The sequence below is a fragment of the Paenibacillus humicus NBRC 102415 genome (assembly GCF_004000905.1).
In the GTDB taxonomy this organism is placed as follows: Bacteria; Bacillota; Bacilli; order Paenibacillales; family Paenibacillaceae; genus Paenibacillus_O; species Paenibacillus_O humicus.
In genome coordinates, this window is record NZ_BIMD01000013.1 from 22,838 (window position 1) to 46,378 (window position 23,541).

17 protein-coding genes and 1 riboswitch are annotated in these 23,541 nt (G+C 56.7%); of the genes, 13 read left to right on the plus strand and 4 right to left on the minus strand.

Going from position 1 to position 23,541, the window contains the following annotated elements; all coding sequences use genetic code 11:
• Positions 1–67: 67 nt before the first annotated feature.
• On the plus strand, positions 68–4,453 hold the full coding sequence (locus tag PHU01S_RS10490) for a bifunctional 2',3'-cyclic-nucleotide 2'-phosphodiesterase/3'-nucleotidase (protein WP_048746848.1): 4,386 nt from the start codon (positions 68–70) through the stop codon (positions 4,451–4,453).
• Between the two features lie 253 nt (positions 4,454–4,706).
• Here PHU01S_RS10490 and PHU01S_RS10495 read toward each other — a convergent pair whose 3' ends face one another.
• Positions 4,707–5,339: a pyridoxamine 5'-phosphate oxidase family protein gene (locus tag PHU01S_RS10495; protein WP_049869421.1), complete on the minus strand. Its 633-nt coding sequence runs from the start codon at positions 5,337–5,339 to the stop codon at positions 4,707–4,709.
• Positions 5,340–5,545: 206 nt separating this feature from the next.
• Between PHU01S_RS10495 and pdxR the strand changes: the two genes are divergently transcribed.
• From pdxR to PHU01S_RS10515, 4 genes are all read left to right on the plus strand, one after another.
• Positions 5,546–7,078, plus strand: coding sequence for a MocR-like pyridoxine biosynthesis transcription factor PdxR (gene pdxR, locus PHU01S_RS25735; RefSeq protein ID WP_164763048.1), 1,533 nt, complete (start codon positions 5,546–5,548; stop codon positions 7,076–7,078).
• A gap of 120 nt (positions 7,079–7,198) precedes the next feature.
• Positions 7,199–8,239: a LacI family DNA-binding transcriptional regulator gene (locus PHU01S_RS10505; protein ID WP_049869423.1), complete on the plus strand. Its 1,041-nt coding sequence runs from the start codon at positions 7,199–7,201 to the stop codon at positions 8,237–8,239.
• Positions 8,240–8,250: 11 nt separating this feature from the next.
• The gene (locus PHU01S_RS10510) at positions 8,251–10,494 is read left to right on the plus strand and encodes an alpha-galactosidase (protein ID WP_127507531.1); all 2,244 of its coding nucleotides are present in this window, start codon (positions 8,251–8,253) and stop codon (positions 10,492–10,494) included.
• A gap of 162 nt (positions 10,495–10,656) precedes the next feature.
• Positions 10,657–11,172 carry an HPP family protein gene (locus PHU01S_RS10515; RefSeq protein ID WP_021878286.1) on the plus strand — a complete coding sequence of 172 codons (516 nt, stop codon included), beginning with the start codon at positions 10,657–10,659 and terminating at the stop codon, positions 11,170–11,172.
• A 104-nt stretch (positions 11,173–11,276) separates the two neighbouring features.
• Here PHU01S_RS10515 and asd read toward each other — a convergent pair whose 3' ends face one another.
• Together asd and PHU01S_RS10525 are read right to left on the minus strand one after the other, a co-directional pair.
• Positions 11,277–12,065: an archaetidylserine decarboxylase gene (asd, locus tag PHU01S_RS10520; RefSeq protein WP_048746841.1), complete on the minus strand. Its 789-nt coding sequence runs from the start codon at positions 12,063–12,065 to the stop codon at positions 11,277–11,279.
• A gap of 144 nt (positions 12,066–12,209) precedes the next feature.
• On the minus strand, positions 12,210–13,001 hold the full coding sequence (locus PHU01S_RS10525; protein ID WP_127507533.1) for a TspO-related membrane protein: 792 nt from the start codon (positions 12,999–13,001) through the stop codon (positions 12,210–12,212).
• 307 nt (positions 13,002–13,308) lie between these two features.
• Here PHU01S_RS10525 and PHU01S_RS10530 point away from each other — a divergent pair, with 307 nt between their 5' ends.
• Entirely contained in the window at positions 13,309–14,472 is a 1,164-nt protein-coding gene (locus PHU01S_RS10530) for a glycosyltransferase family 4 protein (protein WP_174806354.1), read from the plus strand.
• Between the two features lie 156 nt (positions 14,473–14,628).
• Here the strand turns inward: PHU01S_RS10530 and PHU01S_RS10535 are convergent, their stop codons facing one another.
• Entirely contained in the window at positions 14,629–15,234 is a 606-nt protein-coding gene (locus PHU01S_RS10535; RefSeq protein ID WP_127507535.1) for a DUF1349 domain-containing protein, read from the minus strand.
• 377 nt (positions 15,235–15,611) lie between these two features.
• Here PHU01S_RS10535 and PHU01S_RS26290 point away from each other — a divergent pair, with 377 nt between their 5' ends.
• The 7 genes from PHU01S_RS26290 (at position 15,612) to thiE (ending at position 23,471) form a co-directional block, all read left to right on the plus strand.
• Positions 15,612–17,420, plus strand: a complete 1,809-nt coding sequence (locus PHU01S_RS26290; RefSeq protein ID WP_127507537.1) for an RHS repeat domain-containing protein — start codon at positions 15,612–15,614, stop codon at positions 17,418–17,420.
• Between the two features lie 12 nt (positions 17,421–17,432).
• Complete coding sequence (locus tag PHU01S_RS10545; RefSeq protein ID WP_021878280.1) at positions 17,433–17,831, plus strand: hypothetical protein; 399 nt, start codon at positions 17,433–17,435, stop codon at positions 17,829–17,831.
• Between the two features lie 471 nt (positions 17,832–18,302).
• On the plus strand, positions 18,303–18,689 hold the full coding sequence (locus tag PHU01S_RS10550) for a hypothetical protein (RefSeq protein ID WP_021878279.1): 387 nt from the start codon (positions 18,303–18,305) through the stop codon (positions 18,687–18,689).
• Positions 18,690–18,952: 263 nt separating this feature from the next.
• Positions 18,953–19,174 (plus strand): hypothetical protein, encoded by a 222-nt coding sequence (locus tag PHU01S_RS10555; protein WP_021878277.1) that lies wholly within the window; start codon positions 18,953–18,955, stop codon positions 19,172–19,174.
• Between the two features lie 92 nt (positions 19,175–19,266).
• Positions 19,267–19,371, plus strand: a riboswitch (TPP riboswitch).
• A gap of 261 nt (positions 19,372–19,632) precedes the next feature.
• Positions 19,633–21,393 carry a phosphomethylpyrimidine synthase ThiC gene (gene thiC, locus PHU01S_RS10560; protein ID WP_127507539.1) on the plus strand — a complete coding sequence of 587 codons (1,761 nt, stop codon included), beginning with the start codon at positions 19,633–19,635 and terminating at the stop codon, positions 21,391–21,393.
• Complete coding sequence (locus PHU01S_RS10565) at positions 21,386–22,603, plus strand: ThiF family adenylyltransferase (protein WP_127507542.1); 1,218 nt, start codon at positions 21,386–21,388, stop codon at positions 22,601–22,603. The genes thiC and PHU01S_RS10565 overlap by 8 nt, the downstream gene beginning before the upstream one ends.
• Positions 22,590–23,471, plus strand: a complete 882-nt coding sequence (gene thiE, locus PHU01S_RS10570; RefSeq protein ID WP_127507544.1) for a thiamine phosphate synthase — start codon at positions 22,590–22,592, stop codon at positions 23,469–23,471. Before PHU01S_RS10565 ends, thiE begins: the two co-directional genes overlap by 14 nt.
• Positions 23,472–23,541: the final 70 nt, after the last annotated feature.

A 23,541-nucleotide genomic window follows, 5' to 3' on the forward strand; every position in this document is an offset into this window, starting at 1 on the left:
GATTTTCGTTTTTCTTCGACTGCTATAATGTCGAAGTACGAAACAATAAGGGAGGACTCATATTTCTATGAATTGGAAGCCGAAATGGAACAAGCCGACCGCTTCCGTGCTGGCAGCCGCCGTGCTGTCCGCGCAGGTCATCGGGGCAGGCGTTCTGACGACGGGCAAGGCTCATGCCGCAGCCGCAGCCGCGCCAGTCGATCTGACACTGCTGAGCACGACGGATGTACACACCAACGTGTACGGCTACGACTACTTCAAAAACGCGCCTTCCCTCACGGTAGGTCTTGACCGTGCAGCAACGCTCGTCAAGAATGCCCGCGCCGAATTCCCGAACAATCTGCTGCTGGACAACGGCGACCTGATTCAAGGAACGCCGCTGGGTACTTATGTAGCCCAGCATTCCGATTTTACTCCGGACAATACGACGGACATCCATCCGATGATGGCCGCTCTGAACGCCATGGGCTACGACGCCGCTACCTTCGGCAACCATGAGTTCAATTATGGCCTTGATTTCCTGGAGCGCACGATCGGCCAGTACAATCCGAAATACGACACCCTCCCTGGCGCAGACTTCCCGTACGTCAACGCCAATATCTATATCGACGATCACGACGGCGACGACAGCAACGATCAGAACGCATTCAAGCCTTACGTCGTGCTGGACAAGCATGTCAAGGACGCGAACGGCATGGATCAAACGATCCGCGTCGCCCTGATCGGCCTCGTAACTCCGCAAATCATGGAGTGGGACAAGGTCAGCCTGGAAGGAAAAGTGAAAACGAAGGATATTTCCCAAACGGCTGCGAAGTTCGCCAAGGAAATCCGGGACAACAACGAGGCTGACGTTGTCGTCGCCATGGCCCATTCGGGCTTCGATGCGACTTCGACCGAAGGCCAAATGGAGGAGAATGCTATCAACGCCCTGACGAAAGTCGCGGGCATCGATGCAGTCACGTTCTCCCACTCCCATAAGGTCTTCCCGACGACAGGCGCGCTGGATGCGAGCTTCATCGATCCCGATACGAAGCTGCCTTACAACAACTCCAAAGCCGTCGTCGACAATGTCAACGGCCGCATCAACGGCACACCGGCCGTACAAGCGGGCTTCGGAGGCGCGTACCTCGGCCTGATCAACCTCAAGGTGGTTCCTGCTGGCGACGGCAAATGGGCGGTCGACAAAGCGGCTTCCAAAGCCCAGACCCGCTCCATCTACAAAACCGACAAGGACTCCGCCGGCAAGACGGTGAACGTTCCTACGGTCGAGCCGGACAAAGCCGTCCAGGATGCCGTTGGCGCCGCTCACCAAGCGACCATCGACTACACCGGCAAGAAGCTCGGAACGACTTCCGCTCCGATGAACAGCTTCTTCGCCATGGTGCAGGATGATCCGACTGTCCAAATCGTGACGAACGCCCAGAAGTGGTTCGTCGAAAATGAGCTGGCCGGCAACGCCGACATTTCGGCTGAAGTTAAGAATCTGCCGATTCTGAGCGTTGGAGCGCCGTTCAAAGCCGGCCGCAACGGCCCTTCGGAATATACGGATATCAGCCAGGGCGACCTGACGATCCGCAGCGCGAGCGACCTGTACCTGTACGACAACACGCTCAAGGCGATCAAGGTCAAAGGCTCCGTCATCAAGGACTGGCTGGACATGAGCGCAGGCGCGTTCAACACGATCAGCCCGCGCAAATCGGCTGCCCAGCCGATTCTGAACTCCAAATTCGCCGTCTACAACTTCGATGTCATCGATGGCGTCAACTACAAATACGACGTGACGAAACCGGCGAAATACAACCCGGACGGCTCGATCGCCAACGCGAACTCCAGCCGCGTCGTCGACCTGACGTTCGAAGGCAAGCCGGTCGACCCGAACCAGGAATTCATCGTCGTGACGAACAACTACCGCGCAAGCGGCGGCGGCAACTTCCCGGGCGTCAAGGGAGCCGACATGATTCTCGACACCCAAAAAGAGAACCGTGAAGTTCTGATGGAATACATCGAGAAGCAAGGCACGGTGAACCCTTCCGCCGACGGCAACTGGTCGATCCTGCCTATCAACGGCAACGTGAAGGTTACGTTCACTTCGGCTCCTAAAGCAGCCGATGTGCTTCCGCAGGGAGTATCCTACACGAACACGATGGACGCTTCCAGCTTCGGCATCTTCACGCTGGATCGTCTGAAAGCGGCCGTTCCGGCTCCGACAAAAGACGTTGAAGTCCATCTGCTCGGCATCAACGATCTGCACGGACAGCTGGACACCGTCTCCACCGTGAGCAACAAAGCGGCAGGTACGGCGCCGATCCTGGCCACATACCTGAAAAATGCCCGCGCTAAGTACGAGAACTCCATCCTCTTCCACAACGGCGACTCCGTGGGCGCATCCGCTCCGGTATCCGCTCTCGAGCGCGACAAGCCGACCCTGGAATGGCTCAACATGATGCAGTTCGACGTCGGTTCCCTCGGCAACCATGAGTTCGACCAAGGGATCGATGCGCTGAAAGCCCAGCTGTACGGCGGCAAAGATCCTAAAAACGACAAAATCGTGCACAGCGGCGTCGACTTCGACTACGTGAACGCGAACGTCATCGACAACACGACCAAAAAACCGCTGATCACTCCTTATGTAGTCAAAGAAGTTGGCGGCGTGAAAATCGGCTTCATCGGTACGGTAACGAAAGCAACGCCTAGCAAGGTATCCCCATCGGGTACGGCTGGAGTATCTTTCCTCTCCGCTTCTGAAGAAGTCGAAGCTCTGAACAAATATGCTGCCGAGCTCAAGGCTCAAGGCGTAGAAACCATCATCGTCCTGGCTCATGACCCGGCCAAAACGACGACGACGGCTGGCACGACGACTACAGTCGGCGAGGCTGTGGATCTGGCGAACGCGCTTCCTGCGAACTCCCCGATCGACGTCATCGTAGCCGGCGACGATCACGCTTATGCCAACCAAGTCATCAACGGCAAGCTGGTCGTACAAGCCTACTCGTACGGTTCCGCATACGAAGACATCAAGCTCGTTATCGACTACAAGACGGGCGATGTCAAAGAGAAATCCGCTGTCGTAACGACAACCTTCCAAGAAGGCGTTACTCCGGATGCCGAGTCGGCCGCTCTGATCAAGAAGTACGTCGACAAGCATCCTGAACTGACGGAATCCGTAGGCACGACGGACGGCTCCATCACGAGAACGGATGCCTACAACAGCGAATCCTCGCTGGGCAACCTGATTGCAGACGCTATGCGCAACGCTCCATTCGAAGGATCCAATGGTCCTGCGGACTTCGCGTTCATGAACCCGGGCGGCATCCGCGCCGACCTGCCGAAAGGCTCGATCACCTACGGCGACCTGGCGAAGGTACAGCCTTTCGGCAACATGCTCGTGAAGCTGTCTCTGACTGGCGCCCAAGTCAAAACCCTGCTTCAACAACAATGGGCTTTGAACGCTGACGGAACACCGAACACGAAGACGCTGCAGATTTCCGGCCTGAAATATATCGCCGACTTCGGTCTGCCTGTCGAAAACCGTGTAACCAGCCTGCTTCTGGCAGATGGAACGCAGCTCGATCCGAACAAAACGTACACAGCTGTAGTCAACGACTTCATGGCTGCCGGCGGGGACAACTACAAAGTCCTGACGCAGGCATCGAACAAAGTTGTAGGCGACAGCGACTTGAAAGGCTTCTACGATTACATTCTCACCAAGTTCAAAAAAGGCGCGGTAACGGCTTCCATTGAAGGTCGGATTACGAACATCAAGAGTTCGGGAACAACGACGCCTCCGGTAATTGTACCAACGCCTGCACCATCCGCAACGCCTGCGCCATCCGCAACGCCTGCACCATCCGCAACACCGGCGCCATCCGCGACGCCAGCACCGAGCGCGACTCCGATTCCGGTGCCTGCATTCACCGACCTCGGCAACGTCGCTTGGGCTAAGTCCGCCATCGAAGAACTCGTGGCAAAAGGCATTCTGAAGGGCGTAGACGCAAATAAATTCGCTCCTCTGAAAAACCTGACCCGCGCCGAGTTCATCACGATGCTCGTTCGCGCTTACGGCCTGAACGATGCGGGAACGGCAACGTTCACGGACGTCAAGAAAGACGCTTGGTATACCGAAGCGATCGCAGCGGCTGTCAAAGCCGGCATCGTGAAGGGAACCGGCAACAACAAATTCGAGCCGAACCGTGAAATTACGCGTGAAGAAATGGCGATCATGGCTGCGAATGCTCTGAAGCTTCAGCATGAGCTTGCCAAGGTCGACAAAAACGCCGCTCTGTCCAAATTCAAGGACAAAGGCAAAATCGCTTCCTACGCTCAGGAATCGGTTGCCCAGCTTACCGATGCGGGCATTCTGACCGGCGTTGACGCCAGCCAGTTCGCACCGAAAGGCATCGCCAACCGTGCGCAAGCGGCTGTCATCATCTCCCGCCTGCTCCAAGCTTCCTAAGCTCCAATCATGAACAAAGTGCGCCTCTGTCATCTCGCGATGGCAGGGGCGCACTTTTTTTGTTCTTTAGACAAGAACAGAAGCTGAAGGGTTACCTTTTCTCTAATTCTGCGACTTTCGGGAATGGGTTTTAGCTTCATTTCTTTTCGAACGGGTCGGCAGGCTTCATTCTCTGATCGCATTGAATTCATTTGTCTATCGATGTCAGGCTTCCATTCTTCCAGGCATAGACCTCATGAGGGAAATACCGTCTCTAGTCCTGGAGCTCTTCATTATTTCCCGGGGCATAATGCCGCATCAGCGATGCCGTTTCATGATCGAACGGGCAGCCGCGCAGCTCCAGCTTGAGTGCAACATCCTCCCGTTCCTCATCCGCAAGATTCTGACCGAATTTGAATTTGGCGGACAGGGAAGAGACGGTCAGCTTGACGACGGCAACGCCTTTGAGGCGAGGAATGTAGTCGGGATCTTCGGCGCTAATCGTTTTGTAGCCGCCATCGGGCTGCAGCTTGGCCATCATCGCTTCCAGCGCTTCGGCTTTCTCCTCCAGATTGTCCAGCGGAGCCGCCGTTCCCCGCAAAAGGACCGATTTGAAATAGGCTGTAGCCGGACAAGCGAGGAGCGGATCCGAGAAATAGGAAGGGATCAGGGCGTATTCCTTGGCCACGCAGAAGCTGACTTCCCCGGAAGCCGCGATGCTCTTCATTTTTTCCCCTGCCCTGCTCCCATGGAAGTACAGATTTCCTTTGTGGTACACGAAATTAAGCGGCGTAATTCCCGGAGTTCCGTCCGGCCGGATGCTGGCCATGAAGCCGAATGTCATCTCCTTCAAGAAAGCCTCCAGCTCGATCTGATCGCGGCTTTGATCGAATTCTTTCCTTCTCATTGTCTATTCCCCCTCGTTAAGTCTGTCCTGCCGTTTCATCCCGGCCTTGGACCGCCGGCTTTCAGAGGCAAAGTCCATTTCGGAAGCAGGGTGAAAAAGAAGCCGTGCGGCTTGCTCTAGCTGAACATTACAACTAAAGTGGATACAAGATAAGATCCAATTAAAGCCCATTCAAATAGACCACTTGACAAGGAGTAGGAAGAGGTATGGAGATTCGGTTGGCTTTTGAACGTTATTTCCTCCAATCCGGGAGCAAAAGAGCGGCTCTGTACGATTCGCTGCGCGATGCCGTCCGGAGCGGACAGCTGAAGGAAGGGGAACGCCTTCCATCCTCCCGTTCTCTTGCCGAGCTGTACGGAATATCGAGAGGGACGGTTACTCAGGTCTATGACATGCTGTATGCGGAAGGCTACATTCAGGGAGAGCGGGGCAGCGGCACGTATGTTTCGCAGCGGATCCCTTATCCTTCGGCAAGGCCGGAGCGCGTGGAGCAGCCCTCCGAGCTGCTGTCGACATGGTTCAACAGGCTGGACGAATTGAAAGCGGACAAAGAAGGCCCTCCTCCTTTTGCTCCTGAATCCCAGCAAGCAGGCCGTACGTTCGGTCAGCAGCTGTTCCAGTCGGGACAGACCGATTTTCGCCTGTTTCCCGTAAAGGAATGGAAGGTCGCGCTTCATGCCGCCGTTCGGGAATGCATGCAGGAAAATCTTCCTGACGGCTACAGGGAGATCCCCGGCTCCGGCCTATTCCGGCTCAGGGAAGCTGTGGCCGCTATGCTCTATATGGAGAGGGGAATCGCCGCTTCTCCAGAGGAGATTGTCATGACGAGCGGCTCCAAGCAGGGGCTGGCCTTGCTGTTTCAAATTCTGGCCGAGCCGGGCCGGCGCATCGTGCTGGAATATCCATGTTATGGCGGCATCCGGGAAGCGGCCTCCGTAACCGGGGCCGAGCTCATTCAGGCGGCAGTGGATGAATGCGGAGCGATTCCTGGCAACTGGGATGCTGCGATAGCGGCATTGACGCCGAACCGCCAGTTCCCGACCGGGACGGTTCTGTCCGCCGGGAGAAGGAAGGAATGGCTTGCTTGGGCGGAGCGCCGCGGCGCGATTATCATTGAGGATGATTACGACAGCGAGTTCCGCTATTCGGGAAGGCTGGGCGAGCCTCTCAAGGCGATGGACCGCAACGGGCGGGTCATCTATCTGGGAAGCTTCTCCCGCACGATGTACAGCGGGCTGAGAATCGGCTATGCTGTCGTCCCGTCCTGGATGGCTCCTAGGCTCGCCCAGGCGAAAGCGTTTTATGAACCCTACGCTTCCGGGCAGCTGGAGCAGATGGCGCTGGCCCGCTTCATCGCGGAAGGCTCTTATGCCAAGCATCTGAGGAGGATGAAACGCCAGTACAAACGAAAGCTGGCAGCTCTCCACCGGGGACTCGACGAGCTGGAGGGAACTCCGTTCCGCTTCCGCCCCTCCGATGCAGGACTGCATCAATATGCGGAATGGACGGGCAGCAGCGCCGATTACGACCGGCTGCTGCAGAGCTGCCGAAAAGGGGGAGTCGCCTGGCATGACGGGAGCAGCTATTTCGCGGGCGAGCCTGGAGGAAATAAGGACAAGCGCTTCGCTCTATTCGGCTTTGCCCACCTGGAGGAGGAAGAGATCGCCCAAGGCATGCAGGCTGTCGCCGAACAGTGGAGCGGGATTGCGGGGAATGGGGAAGACAGCCGTCAAGCTTGACCTGATTTCCGTCCGATCCGCTGTTGACCGGGAGAAAGAAGAGATTGAAACCGCCCTCTATCTTTGGTAAAGTATTGCGTAAAGATTTACTAAAAAATTTACTAAAAGCGATGTGCGTATATGGCCACTTTAAAAGAAATTGCCGACGAAGCAAAGGTATCCGCCGCCACCGTATCCCGGGTGCTGAACTATGACGCTGCGCTTTCCGTAAGCGAAGAGACGAGGCGGCGCGTCTTTGCCGCCGCCGAAAAGCTGCGCTACAAGCCGCGGCAGATGAAAAAGCTCCGGGAAGAGTCGACAGCGTCCCGGAAGCGGCTGGGCTTGCTGCTGACTTTGTCTTCGGATGACGAGCAGCAGGATTCCTACTTCTCGCTCATCCGCAAAGGAATGGAGCTGCGCACGGAGGAGCTGGGCCTGCCTCAGCCTGTCGTCCTGCGTTATACGGGCGGAGAAGAGCCGGATCTATCCGGAGTCGACGGCTGGATCGCGGCAGGCAGCTTCATGCCGGACGATCTGGAGCGCCTCCTTCCTCCGGGAGCGCCGCTGGTGCTCGTCAACAATCACTTCGACGACGGCAGGCATGACAGTGTCCGGCTGAATTTTGAAGGAGCCGTCAATGGCGTTCTGGAGCATCTTCTGGGGCTTGGCCGCGACAAAATCGGCCTACTGGCGGGAGAAGAGTACCCGGTCCGCATGAGCGCAAGTCCGGAGCCGCCTGTTCGCCATGACTTCCGGAGAATCCAGTTCGAACGGACGATGAAGGAGAAGGGGCTGCTGCGTCAGGAGTGGATACGGACGGCGGCATGGAGCCCGGCCGGCGGTTATGCGGCGATGCAAAGCCTGCTGGATTCGGGGGAGCGGCCCACAGCCTGCTTTGCGAGCAGCGACCCGATCGCCGTGGGAGCATTGAAGGCTTTGCAGGAACGGGGAATCCGGGTGCCGGAGGAGATGGCGCTCGTCGGCTTCAACGACATGGACATATCGGGGTATCTCCAGCCCCCTCTGACGACCGTCCAAGCCTTCCCGGAAGAGATCGGCCGCTCTGCGGTCCATCTGCTTCTCGATCGTCTCGGAGGCCGGGAGGCTTCCTTGCAGCTCATGGTCAATACCCGCCTCATCGTCCGCGAAAGCTGCGGCGCAGCATCGAAATCAATCGAATAGGAGACTCAGACATGCCGGTAACCTACCACGAAAAGGAACACGTTTTTCATCTCTACTCCAGCAAGATGAGCTATGTCATTCAAATTTTGAACGGCTTCCCTCTCCATCTGTATTGGGGCCGCCGTCTCCGGGACGAAGCGGGTTTCGAGAGCATGCTGAGCAGGGTCGAGAGAGCTTCCTTCTCCCCGACTCCGTTCCCGGAGGACCGGACGATCTCCCTGGACGCGCTGCCGCAGGAATATCCCCAGTACGGAACGGGCGACTTCCGCGCTCCGGCCTACCAGGTGCAGCTTGAAGACGGGACCCGGATCACGGAGCTGCGCTACGATTCGTACTCGATCTCCAAGGGCAAGCCTGGTCTGGAGGGGCTGCCTGCTGTCTATGCCGAATCGGAAGATGAAGCCGACACGCTGGAGCTGGTCCTGCGCGACGACTACTCCGGGCTCAATGTCATTCTCTCCTACACCGTGTTCAAGGATGCCGGCGTCCTGGCTCGTTCATCCCGGCTCCAGCTGGATGCGTCCGCCAAGCCGCTGAAGATTCTCCGGGCGCTGAGCGCGAGCGTCGATTTCCATGAGCAGGACTATGAACTCGTGTATCTGTCCGGCGCGTGGACAAGGGAGCGGCATGTCGTCCGCAGGCCGGTCGCGGCCGGGACGACTTCCCTGGAAAGCCGCCGCGGGTCGAGCTCCCATCAGCAGAATCCGTTCGCCGCGCTTGTCAGGGCGGATACGGGGGAAGAACAGGGAGAAGCCTACGGCTTCAGCCTCGTCTACAGCGGCAGCTTCCTGGCCGGAGCGGAAGTGGATCAATTCGGGATGACCCGGGTAAGCATCGGCATCCATCCGTTTGATTTCTCCTGGCGGCTGCAGCCCGGCGGGAGCTTCCAGACGCCCGAGGCGATCATGGTCTATTCCTCCGAAGGACTCGGCGGCATGTCCAGGACCTACCACCGCCTGTACCGCACCCGGCTCTGCCGCGGCAAGTTCCGAGATCAGCCCCGCCCGATCCTCGTCAACAATTGGGAGGCGACCTATTTCAACTTCAACGCGGAGAAGATCGAGGCGATCGCGAAGGCGGGGAGCGAGCTCGGCATCGAGCTGTTCGTGCTCGACGACGGCTGGTTCGGCAAGCGGGACAGCGACAACAGCTCGCTGGGCGACTGGGTCGTGGACCGCGCCAAGCTTCCGGCCGGCCTGGAGGATCTCGTCCGGCGCGTCAACGGCCACGGCATGCAGTTCGGCCTATGGTTCGAGCCGGAGATGATTTCTCCGGCGAGCGAGCTGTACGAGGCGCATCCGGACTGGTGCCTGCATGCCGCAGGCCGCAGACGCACGGAAGGGCGCTCCCAGCTCATTCTCGATCTGTCCCGCCAGGATGTGAGAGACTACCTGTTCGAGGCCATCAGCGGCATTCTGGGAAGCTGTCCGATCGCTTATGTCAAATGGGACATGAACCGCAACATGACGGAGATCGGCTCCGCGCTCATGGAGGCGGAGGGGCAGATGGAAGTCTCCCACCGCTATATGCTCGGCCTGTATGAGCTGCTGGAGCGCATCGTGACCGCCTTCCCGGACGTCCTGTTCGAGAGCTGCTCCGGAGGAGGGGGCCGCTTCGATCCCGGGATGCTGCATTACATGCCGCAGACGTGGACGAGCGACGATACGGATGCGGTCGAGCGGCTTAAAATCCAATACGGAACGAGCATGGTCTATCCGGTCAGCTCGATCGGCGCACATGTATCGGACGTGCCCAACCATCAGGTCGGACGGACGGCTTCGCTGGAAATGCGCGGCGATGTGGCGATGTCGGGCAACTTCGGCTACGAGCTCGATCTGACCAAGTTCGGCGAGCAGGAAAAAGAGATCGTGAAGAGACAGGTGGCGGCCTACAAGGAGCTGCGGAGCCTGATTCAGACGGGCGATCTGTACCGGCTGAAAAGTCCGTTCCAGAGCAACGAGACGGCCTGGATGATGGTATCGGAGGATCGCCGCGAAGCGGTCGTATTCTGGTTCCGGACGCTGGCGGAGCCGAACGCTCCGCTGCGCAGGCTTCGGCTGGCCGGATTGGATCCGGACGCTTCCTACCGGGTAGCAGTGCTGCAGACGGCGGCGGATGCCGAAGCAGCCGCTGCGAAGCTGCCGGGAGCGGCGGAGGACGCGTCGGCCGGAGACAGGCTCATGCATCACGGCATTCCGCTTCCCCTGCTGCATGGCGATTTCAAGAGCATGGTCGTGAAGCTGACGGCGGTATAGGATCATGAGCACGCCCTGAACCGGGTTGCCGGTTCAGGGCGTCTTTTTGCCGGGCAGTCCCCATGGCTCCTATAAAAAGGAAGAGTCCGATAGATTGACAGGGGAATTGGATTCAAATATAACCATATGACGAGGCAATGGTGATTTTAAGCGAGGTGTGCAATGGAAGCGGGAACTTTTTGGTCCAAAATGAAGGGCGGCGGGAGAAGCGCGTTGAAGGCAAGCCCCAGAAATGCCGCGATCGGCGCCGCAGGAGGTTTTGCCGTAATCGCAGTGCTCGCCCTGCTCACGCAAGCCTCCTCGTCGGCGTGGCTCATGGCTTCGTTCGGGGCCAGCTGCGTGCTTGCGTTCGGTGTCTGGGACGCGCCTTTGTCGCAGCCCCGAAATATTGTCGGCGGCCATCTGCTGTCGACCCTGATCGGTCTGATCCTGTCTCATTTGTTCCATGGGGGCGTATGGGTCATGGCTGCCGGCGTAGGGCTTGCGATCGGCCTCATGATGCTGACCCGCACGACGCATCCGCCGGCCGGGGCCGATCCGCTGATCGTCATCATGGCCGGCAGCGGATGGAGCTTCCTCGTCATGCCGGTGCTGATCGGGTCTATCGTCATCGTGCTGGCCGCATTGGTAGTGAATAATCTGGATCCGAATCGAAGGTATCCGACATTCTGGATCTGAGCGGTCTTTTCAGCCTGCGTCTAATCTGCGCGCAAGCCATCCGCTTCAAAAAACCGCTCCGCACGGATGAGAATCCGTAAGCGGAGCGGCTTTTTGACGTTCATTCAGGTTGATGACAGCTTGCCGAGCTGTTCGCCCATCTTGACCTTGAGGCCGACGGCCAGGTCTGTACGGGGCTCGAACGTGCCGTCCTCGAACAGCAGGACGACGGTGGAGCCGAACTCGAAGTAGGCCAGCTCGTCGCCGCGCCGGACTTCGGCGGTCTGAGGCTCGGTGTACCGGATGCTGCTGACGTTGAGCGCGCCGACCTTGACGATGGCGATCTCGCCGCCATTGTGGGTCATGTACGTCACAAGCCGCTCGTTGCGGCTCAGCACGCGGCGCATTCTCGTGAGGCCGAATTCGTTCACCGGATACACGCGTCCAGGCAGATGCTCCCGCTCCACGATGACGCCGTCGGCCGGCACATGGATGCGGTGATAATCGGTCGGGCTCAAATAAAGAACCGCATAATAGCCGTTGCGATAATTCTGGATGCGGGGCGAGCCGTTGAGAAGCTCCTCGACCGTATAGTCCTGCCCCTTGATGCCCAGCATCGTGCCGTCCTGGATAGGGCCGGCTCCCGTCACAAGCGCGTCGACCGGGCTTACCGCCATATCCGCGGTATCGTCCACGGGGCGCATGCCGGGCTTCAGCCTGCGGGTGAAAAACTCATTCAATGTCGCGTATTCTTGGATTGCTCGCTCCGCTTCTTCGGTACGGATGCCGTACGTGCGGGCAAAACGGGGGATAAATCCCCGGCTGGCTCTGGATTTAGCAAAGCTTCCCGTCAGGCGGGAAATCCATTTGCGGGATCCGAGCTCCGTCATATGGCGGAATAACCAGGTCCACATGCCTCCGCTCTTCACGTCCTTTCGCTGTCAGCCATGCGGCGGTCTCGGTTCCGCTGCTCTAGCGGACCTATGCCGGCATAGGCCGTCCCGACTAGTGTGCCACATCCGCATGGACAAAGCAATGAAATCGGAGGTTTGAGGGAGTTATTTCAGCGAATGGAAGCGATAGCGGCGGACGGCTTGAAGGACGGCCCACGCCGCGAGCAGGGCGGCAAGAACCCAGGCTGCTGTCGAGACAGCGGCAGGCTGGGCGTCCTTCCCGGCAATGCCGATGAAGGCCCATACGAGGACAAGCTCATAATAAGGATCCCGGAAAAACCAGCCGACGGTCAAGCCGAGCAAGGCGGCTGCTGCAAGTCCGATCAAAGCCCAAGCCTGATCCCCCCAGCCGAAGCCGTCCCAATCCAGGCTGTAAAGCCAGGCCGAGACGTTGACGATCGTCGCCACGCTGATCCACCCCATGTAGATGCTGAACGGAAGCTGGACCAGCAGCTGCTCGCCTGCCGCCGCACTCGAAGAAGGGCGCTGTGTTTTGGCATAGAGGACGATCAAGGACGCGAGCAGAATCAGCATGATGAGGACGCTGAGCCCGACATGCTCGTAATGCCAGGCGACGATCCATGCCGAGTTGGCCAGCCCGTTCAGCACGAACCAGAAGCCGATGGAGCGGACGCTGCTGCGCGAGCTGCCCTGCGGAGTCCATTGGTAGACGATGAAACCGGCCAAGAGCAGGTAGATCAGGCTCCAGATGCTGAAGACATATCCCGGCGGCGTGAGCAGAAGCGGGTATTGGTCGGACAGCTCCTTGGTCGTTTTTCCTCCCAGAGGGAGCAGGACGGCGAGAGCGTTCATGACGATCACTAGGGCGAAGGCGATCGTGTTGAGAGCCTTCCATGCAGGGCTGGTTCGGGGAAAGGATGTTGGGGATGGACTCATGATTGGGTTTCCTCCTTGGCTCAGTTCGATCCACTGCGATCTGAAACTGGTTCTGGATTGGGATGATAATATTATACTCGTGGGTATATATTCACCGTATGGAGAAGTGCCCAACCACCCTTTGCAACGACATCAGCCGTCCGGTACGCAGGCTCGGACAGCATCCGGCCTTTGGGTTTGCGGCGATTTTGTGATGAAGCCTACGACGACGAGGCTGCTGCCATGGCGGGACGCTTGGCCCTTTCGGGTTCTCCAGTCGGAGAATATGCTGAAGCAGCAAGCTTTATGCAGGAAGGGGAGAAGCAAGTTGCAGAGGCCGAAGGTCGCTTTCGTCACGCCGGGATCCTTTCCCATCCCTTCTGCCGGCAGCAGCTCCGTGGAACGCGTTATCGAGAAGATGGCGCCTCTGGTGGCGGGGCAAGCGGAAGCGCGGATTTACGGCCGCTCGGGTGCCGGACTCGGAGCTGTCGGACAGATTGGAGGCGTCCGCTGCGAACGGTTTCCCGCCCGAGACAAGGCCGTTTACCTCAGCAGCGTGAGCCGGTCTCTCCGTCTGTTCCGGCCGGACCTTATCGAAGTGGAAAATCGTCCCGGCTATGCGCTCAAGATGAAGCGGAGCCATCCCGATGCGAGAATATGGATCAACCTGCACTCCTCCTCCTTCATTGGACCGAAAGCCATCAGCAGGGATAGGCTGAAGAGGAGCTTTGCGGCCGCGGAAAAAATCATCGTCAACAGCGAATTCCTGCGGGATACGGTGGAAGGCCGGGTTCCCGAGGCCGCGCACAAGCTGAGAGTCGTGCATATCGGCGTGGACACGGCGCGATTTCTTTCCCGCTGGGAGCCGGAGGGAGCCGCGCGCAGGGAAGCGCTGAGACTGGCGAGAGGCTGGCAGGACAGGGACGTGCTTCTGTTCATGGGAAGGATCATACCGCTCAAGGGCGTCCATCATCTGCTGCGGGTCATGCCGGATATCATCGCTCTTCACCCGAATGTACTGCTCGCCGTCGTCGGAAGCCCGTTCTACGGCTCGCACCGGACGACCCGCTACAGCCGCGCCTTGCAAGCGCTGGGCAGGCGTTATCCCCGCCATATCCGGTTCATTCCCTATGTTCCTTATCCGGAAGTGCCGAGCTGGTTCCTGGCGGCGGATGCCGCCGTCGTGCCCTCGGGAGCGCGCGAGGCGTTCGGCCTCGTCAACGTCGAAGCGATGGCGAGCGGCATCCCGGTCGTCGCCTCCCGAGCCGGGGGCATGCGCGAGATCATCGTTGACGGGGAGACCGGGTACCTGGCCGATCCCGCCCGGCTCGAGCAGGAGCTCTGCGACCGGCTGCTGACACTGCTGCGCGATGCGGCCTTGCGGGAGCGGATGGGCCGCGCCGGCCGCGAGCGGGTGGAGCAGCGCTACACCTGGGAGGCGACGGCACAGCGCTGGCTGGAGGTGCTGGCGGAAGCCGAGGAGCATCCGTGAGCGTGTGCGAGGCGGCCAGGACGGCTGCGGCGAGGCCGCCGAACAGGACGGAACGGGTTGTGCCGTTAAAGCATACCGCCGGCAACGCGAAAAATGACCGTATCCCCTTCTCACGGGGGATGCGGTCATTGCATTCCGCTTTTTATCGTGCCGGCGTCATTTCCCTGACCGGATGTTCTTCAGCGTCTTCTTCTCGAGGACGAAGCCGGAATAGATCCGATCGCCGCCGGATCCGGTCGGGCATTGAGGCAGCAGTCCGACCTTCACCGTCTCTTCCACGGGCAGGGTGAAATACCGCATCATGAAGAAATGGATGCCGTCGAGCGAATAATGAAAAGCGAAGGAAGGGCCGGTGCGGGCAACCTGCAGCCAGACGGAGTTCCCCTCGATGTCGCAGCCATTCGCATCGTCCGACACCGAGTTCGTGACGACGCTGACGACGGCATGCGTTCCGAAGTCCGTCAGCTCGAAGCAGGCTTTCGCCCAGACGTCCAAATCCTTCATGACCATGATCGAGGCCGAATCGTACATGCTCGTGAACGCATGCTCGACCTTGACGCGCATAACGAAATCTCCGGCCGCCTCGGTGTAGTAGAAGGGCGCGTTGAGAAGGCTCTCGGGCAGCGTCCCTTCTTCGGATTCCGTACCATGGGGACAAAAGAAGTCGGTTTTTTCCGGGGCATGCAGGATGATCCGGTCCGAGTCGAATCGTACGCTGCTTTCATTCAGCCAGCCAAAAGTCTTAAAAGCGGATGGGTTCAATAAAATTCCTCCTTGTATATTTTATATTAACAGGAATTTTTATCTAGTACGACAGTGAAAGTGCACGGGAAAGGGCAGTCGTATTGAACGTAAAAAGCCGCTAGGACGATGACGGTCGTCTCTAGCGGCTTTTCGGAGCGTGGATACCCGGATGGCAGCGCATCTTAGGACAGAAAATTAAAACTGAGATTGATAAAAACAAAGGAAAAGGATTTGAGCAAACCGGATATTGGAAATACGACTTTGCTGGAAATGCCGTTGAAGAACAGAACTCTACGTTTAGCAAGATCAATTCTTATGATGCCTTAAACCGACTTATAGAAGTAAAACAACCCAATGGGGAAAGAACCTCCTACGGCTACTCTCTGGCAGGAGCTTTGAAAAAAATTACTCATCCAGATGGCACGATAGAAACGAGCCAGTATGATGAACTAGGCCGTCGGATGCAGCATACCGATGGAAGCGGAAAATCAAAGAAGTATCTTTATGATAAAGCCGGAAATGTGACGAAACTGATCGATAAAGGCTATCAGACAACAACTTATGAGTATAACAACCGGAATTGGCTAACACGTAAAACAGCTGGTGGAAGCTCGGTCGGCTATCAGTACGACAACGCCGGTAGAAGAACCAGCATGACAGATGGAACGGGAACCACTGGATATTACTTTACACCTGGAGTCGGTGAGCTAGAGAAGATTACGTATCCAGACGGCAAACAAATACAGTTTACGTATAACAAACACGGGCTCCGAAGCACAATGACAGATCCATTTGGTCTGAAGCTTTATTACGGTTACGACGAACTCAACCGGCTTAAAAAAGTCGGGCAAACCGAAACAACCGCAATGGCTGAATATAGCTATCATTCAAATGGATTGTTAAAAGACATCAAGTTGGAAAATGGAACATCCAGCACGATGAATTACAATGGGTACGATTTAAGCGATTTGACGCAGCTGCAAGGGGCGTCTACGGTTATAAATCGTCATTCCTATACATGGAGTCCTGATGGAAATCAACTTTCTAAAACAGATCTGGTGGCTGGTCAATCTAAATCTGTCCAATATGGATATGATTCGCTCAATCGGATTGAAACGTCTACGGAGTTTAATGAGCTTTATGTCTACGATTCGCGTGGAAACCGCCAAACGCTTGTGAGCGATCAGGCGCCCAAACTTCAGGAAGCCAGTTACAATTACGACGGATGGAATCAACTGACCGGGGCGTCGGTAGTTGGAAAGTCTCCCGTTGCCTACAAGTACAATGGCGATGGTCTGATGGTTGAGCGAACCGAGAACGGATCGACTCGTCGGTATTATTATGACGGCGATCAAATTATTGCGGAAGCGACGGTTAGCGGATCGACCCTCTCACCGGTTGCTCAGTACATTCGTGGAAAACAACTTATTGCCCGATTAAGCGGAACGACCAAGCATTATTATTACTATAACGGCCACGGCGATGTAACAGAACTAAGAAACAACACAGGTGCGCTAGTAAATCGTTACAGCTATGATATGTGGGGCAATCCATTGACGGTGTCTGAGCAAGTTGCCAATCCATTTCGATACTCAGGAGAATACTGGGATTCAACAACGGAGCTGCAATATTTAAGGGCCCGTTGGTATGATCCGAGTATGGGACGGTTCATAAGTGAGGATACGTATGAAGGGCAGATTGATAATCCTCTGAGTTTAAATCTCTATACTTATGTAATTAATAATCCACTAAAATACGTTGACCCAACGGGACACGAGCACGAAAAAGGATCAGGAGGCGGGGGCGGCGGCGGTGCTGGCGCAGGTAGCGGTAGAGGTCTAGATCTAGACGCGAAAGCTAGTGCTTTATTTGGGAAAATTTTTAAGAGTATAAAGAACATTCCAGCAAAAATTTTTGGAAAAGGTAATAATTCTAAGGGTGTGGGAGAAGTTAAGACTCCTACAGTAGCAGGAAGGGGACAGTCAAAAGGAGGACATCAACCAACTAATCTAAAAGAACAACTCGCAGTGGAAGAATCCATGTCAAATCCTGCCGCAGGAAAAACTTTGGAAGGGAAAAACACAGACCCAAGATGGCCTGCAGATGAGGGATGGGTTAAAAAAGCACAAAATGTCAATGGTGTTGAGGTACACTATACGTATAATACGAAAACTGGTGAAATAGATGATTTTAAGATTAAATAACGAGGTGATTATATGAAAGTCAGGTGTATCGCAAATACAGGCGATAAGCTATCAATAAAAACTAAAGAACTGGGAAACTCTGACCAAACAAGGTACTCTGTAAAGATTGACGAGCAATATACTGTCTACGGACAACACATTTATAAAGGGGTATTAAGTTACTTGTTGCTTGGGACTTTTGAAAACCTCCCATCTTGGTATCCTGCCGAATTATTTGAGGTAACGGATACGTTACTCCCTTTAGAGTGGTACTTTCAATTTTACGGGAATGAAAACAGTATTAGTGCCATTTGGGGGTACAAAGAACTTGTAGCTATTGATTCACATCACGATGACCTTATTGAGCGTGAAGATGAAGCGGTACGTATTTTTTTGAAGCGAAAGAAAGAGATAGACGAATTTAATGAATAGCAAGTTTCAGGCGGCCTTCTTCTGATGGAGAGAGCCGCTTTTCTTTGGCGGGGCTACCCAGTGCCGAATGAACTCAACATTCAACCAATAACACATCTAACGCATGTAATACCCGAATAAAGATTTTTCTATCTTGTTTGTACGCACACAAATGCTGTACTTTTATACCATAAATAACGCTATACCAATACATCAACAGATCGATTATGGTCAGTTACCACCATGATTGACCTGTTTTTTGTTATCTTCGTTTTCTGCGTTTTTTTCAAATTTCTTCTCAACTATCTCGATATAGAAATTGAGAAGGCAATCCATTGAAAAGTCATCGCAACTAATCGGAGGGATAGCCCGACTTTTATAATGTCAGGACGTAACTGGCATTCTACAACGGGAAGGTCATGTGTTAATGCCTAGCCATCTCCCCTCTAATTAAGCCCGAAATTCATCAAAAAATTCGGGAGGGGGCGGCACATGAAAGGGGTCACTGTATCCATTGACCGTATTGTCATCGACTTTACAGGCGTTAATTGGGATTTCTTCAATGAGCTTCACAAGCGTATCTGTCACTTCTACGGGCTCAGGATGACGGTGGGAGAAAGAGGATTCCAATACCGCATCAGAATCAATACGGGAGAACACTTCCTGCATATCTCCTACAAGTTGATTTTTGCCCCAAGAACACAGAGGAACACGCTGAGGATTGAAGCCTACCCGAAATCGCTAGTCTACTTCCGTCAATGGCTCGATCGAACAAATCCGAGAGTATGCAAAGCAAGTGCTTTGATTAAAAGTGGTATTGCACGGATTACAGGAAATGGTACAAAGCAAATAGTAACATCTAATAAGGAAAAATATTAGATGTCAGCCCTTATTACACTCATACCACTACTACCTCAAATCCCGGTTATATTGGTAAACCTAATTCTAGTATCGATATTATTGACCGAAAAACGGGTGAGTTATTAACAAGAAGATGGTATGGAGCAAATGGTAGAGCTATCAGAGATGTAGATTATACCCATCATAATAACACTAAAACCCACCCTGAAGCACCACATGAGCATACTTGGACGTATGATAAAGATGGAAATCCATTTAGAAATTAAAAGGGGGAATAGAAAGTGGGATACACAGAACTAGTCCAACGTGTAGGATGGGGTGAAGAGTTTCAATTCTATTATCTAGGTGATGAGTTCTGGATTAGTAGAAATAAAGAAGGTCTCTATTTAACTAAAGGGAAGAACTCTTTTACACAATCGTTTCTAACCGCAGAAGAATTGTTTAAAAATGCTCGAATAGATGGAAAAACAATTTTTGAATTATGGGAAATGATAGAAATTTAATTTTAGAACCTTGATTGGCTTCATGCCTTTCAGGGTTTCTAAGTGGGACCCTAGTTGACAACTTCCCCCATCCCGACTTATAGTCATACCAAGATATCCACTAGGGGCGCCTGTACGGGCTGAGATAAAGCGCAAGCTTTGGTCCCTTCGAACCTGATCTGGGTCATGCCAGCGTAGGAAAGTGGTCGAACATGCCTTTTATTTGGCTTGTGCCTCTTTTCGCCGCTTCCAGACCGGAGGCGGCTTTTTGCCGTCCTCCGGCGGAAAGCGGCGGAGAATCAGATGCACCCAATCTGCTAGCCGCAATCTGCCGATGAAGGCGAATGCGACGAGTAGAGTGTCCCGGACAGCCTGCGTTTTTCGCGCAGACCATCGGGAACGAAAGGCATGACCGGCATTTCCAAGCGTGCAGCCCCCTGGCGGATATCATCATCCGTTAAGGGGGCTTTTGATTATCCATGGCCATACATACCGAGCCGCTGCCGGGCAGCCGCAAAGTCTACATGCAGGGAAGCCGGGAGGATATCATGGTTCCGATGAGGGAAATCGCGCTGTCGGACAGCGAGGTGCGGGGAGTTTCCATCCCGAATGAGCCTCTGCGAATCTATGACGCAAGCGGTCCTTACACGGACACCGATTACGAGGCAGATGTCGCGAGAGGCTTGCCGCTCATGCGAAGGAGCTGGATCGCAGAACGGGCGGATACGGAGGAATACGAGGGCCGAATCGTCCTTCCCGAGGACAACGGCTTCTCCGACGCAGTCAAGGCGGCCGCAAGGGGAGCGGATATTTTCCCGCCATCCGGCAGGCTGCCGCGGAGAGCCCTGACTGGGAAAAATGTCACCCAATTGCATTACGCAAGGCAGGGCATCGTGACTCCCGAGATGGAGTTCATCGCCTTGAGGGAAGGGATGGAAGCGGAATTCGTACGCTCCGAGGTCGCGGCGGGAAGAGCGGTCATTCCGGCCAACGTCAACCATCCCGAGAGCGAGCCGATGATCATCGGGCGGCATTTCCACGTGAAGATCAACGCCAACATCGGCAACTCCGCCGTGACCTCCTCGATCGAGGAGGAGGTGGAGAAGATGACGTGGGCGACCCGCTGGGGGGCCGATACGATCATGGATTTGTCCACCGGCAAGAACATCCATACAACGAGGGAATGGATCATCCGCAACTCCCCGGTTCCGGTCGGGACCGTGCCGATCTATCAGGCGCTGGAGAAGGTGAACGGCAAAGCGGAGGACCTCAGCTGGGAGGTGTTCCGCGATACGCTGATCGAGCAGGCGGAGCAGGGAGTCGATTATTTCACCATCCATGCCGGCGTGCTGCTCCGATATGTGCCGCTGACCGCGAAGCGCGTTACGGGCATCGTCAGCCGGGGAGGCTCCATCATGGCCGCCTGGTGCCTCGCCCACCATAGGGAGAACTTCCTGTACACGCATTTCGAAGATATCTGCGAAATCATGAAAGCTTACGACGTGACCTTCTCGCTGGGCGACGGGCTGAGGCCGGGATCGATCGCGGATGCCAACGACGAGGCGCAGTTCGCGGAGCTGGACACGCTCGGCGAGCTGACGAAAATCGCCTGGAAGCATGACGTGCAGGTCATGATCGAAGGTCCGGGCCATGTTCCGATGCATCTGATCAAGGAAAACATGGACCGCCAGCTCGCGGTCTGCGACGAGGCTCCCTTCTACACGCTCGGTCCGCTCACGACGGACATCGCGCCGGGCTACGACCATATCACAAGCGCGATCGGGGCGGCGATGATCGGCTGGTTCGGCACGGCGATGCTCTGTTATGTGACGCCCAAGGAGCATCTGGGGCTGCCGAACCGGGAGGATGTGAAGGAAGGCGTCATCACCTACAAGATCGCCGCCCACGCCGCCGATCTCGCCAAGGGCCATCCGCAGGCGCGAAAGCGCGACGACGCTCTGTCCAAGGCCAGATTCGAATTCCGCTGGCGCGACCAGTTCCATCTGTCGCTCGATCCCGAGCGGGCGATGAGCTACCACGACGAGACGCTCCCTGCGGAAGGCGCCAAGAGCGCTCATTTCTGCTCCATGTGCGGGCCGAAGTTCTGCAGCATGAGGATCACGCAGGACATTCGGGATTACGCGGAGAGGGAAGGGCTGGACACGGCGGAGGCGATCGAGGCGGGCATGAAGGAGCAGGCGGAGGCGTTCAAGGCCGGAGGCGGCAGCATCTATGCTTGAGCAGGCGGCAACAAGCCGATCCGAGGCGCAAGAAGCCATTCAGGAACGGTATTCCAGGCAAATCCACTTTGCTCCCATCGGTTGGAAAGGACAGCGGCGGATCGGCCAGGCCGTCGTGCTTGTCGCCGGTACCGGCTCGCTCGGAGCTTCGCTGGCGCAGCATATGGCCCGGGCCGGGGTAGGCGAGCTGCGGCTTGCCGACCGCGACTACGTGGAATTCAGCAATCTGCAGCGCCAGATGCTGTTCGACGAAGAGGATGCCCGGCTGGCGCTTCCCAAGGCGGAGGCCGCCGCGCGGAAGCTGAGACGGATCAACGGCATGGTGGAAGTCAAGGCGTTTGCCGCCGATTTCACGGCCCCCGGCGTGCTGGAGAAGATCGCGTGCGGCTGCGATCTGGTGCTGGACGGTACGGACAATGCCGCGGCCAGGCTTGTGCTGAGCGAATACGGCTTCCGTGCCGGCATTCCTTTCCTGTACGGCGGCGTCGCCGGGGCGGCCGGAATGAGCGCTCCGCTCATTCCCGGCGCGACCTGCTGCCTGCGCTGCCTGATCGGCGGCGAGGAGGAGCAGGACAGCGGGCAGACCTGCGAGACGGCGGGCATGATCTCGCCGGCCGTGGAGATGGTCGCGGCGCTGCAGGCGGCTGAAGCGCTCAAATGGCTGGCAGGCGATAGGGAAGGTATGCGCCGCACGCTCGTCTCCGCCTCTGTGTGGCCATACGCGATGCGCGAAACGAAGCTGCCCGGACCGTCAAGGCTCTGTTCGATCTGCGGCAACGCAAGAGCGGTGCAGGAACGGAGGGGGGGAGGGACACGTCCGGGAACGCAGGATGCTTGGCGGGAGGATGAAGAAGCGGAGTCTCTATGGGGAACAGGTCGAGAGCTCCTTCCGAAAGCAGCCTCGGAAGCAGCCGGAAGCACCCGCCGCCAGAACATAGCCGTTCTGTGCGGCCGCGATTCGTTCCAGCTGCAGCTGGAGCCTGCCGAACCCGGAACGTATGAGAAAAGGCTGGAGAGGCTGGGCTGCCGGCTGACGCTAAATCCTTATCTGCTGCGGGCAGCGCTCCCGGACAACGGGAAGCTTGTCGTGTTTCCGGACGGCAGAGTGCTTGCGCAAGGCGCGGCGGACCCTGACACGGCTTGGGAATGGTGTCGGCATTATTTGGGCGCGGATGCGCCGGAGAGAGAGGCCAAGGATGAAGAAGCTTGAGTTCAGCCTGTACGTCATTACGGGCGAGGGCTGCCATCCCGGAAGAAGGCTGGAGGATGTCATGCGGGAGACGCTTGAGGGGGGAGCCGATATCCTGCAGCTGCGGGACAAAAAAGCTTCGCTGCGGGAGCTGGGAGAGAAAGCGGGCCTGCTGCGCAGGCTTACGAGGGAGTACGGAGTGCCGTTCATCGTGAACGACCATCCCCTGCTCGCGCTTGAATCCGATGCCGACGGCGTCCATCTCGGCCAGGACGATCTGTCCATCGCGGATGCGAGGGAGCTGCTCGGTCCGGAACGGATCGTCGGCATCAGCACCCACAGCCTGGAGCAGGCCTTGAAGGCCGAGACGGCCGGCGTCGACTATATCGGAGTCGGGCCGGTGTATCCGACGGCAACCAAGCCGGGCCGGGCGGCGGTCACGCTGGAATACGTCCGCCAGGCGGCGCGGCATGTTCGCATCCCATGGACGGCAATCGGCGGCATCCATCCCGGCAATGCAGGCGAGGTGCTCGCCGCAGGGGCGAGGAGATTGTGCGCCGTCTCCGCGGTTGTCGGCAGCTCCGATCCCGCAGCTGTCTGCCGGGAGCTGCGGAGCCTGATCGCTGCCGCAAGCGAGGCTGCAACCGGTCGGACCGACTCATCCGAGGCTGGTTCCCGACCGGGCCATCCGCTTCGCCTCACATTGAACGGCAAGGAAATCTTTACGCATTCATCGACTCTGCAGGAGCTGGTCGAATTTCACGGCCTGTCCGGCCAGAGAATTGTCGCCGAAGCGGACGGAATCATCCTGGCGCGCGGAAATTGGAGCCGCCATCGGCTGGCGGATGGAATGCAGATCGAGCTGGTCCACTTTGTAGGGGGAGGCTGAGTGATGGAAGATCATATGGGGGTTCAAGCTGAGCCGCGAACAGAGGCTCGAACAGAGGCTCAGACAGAGG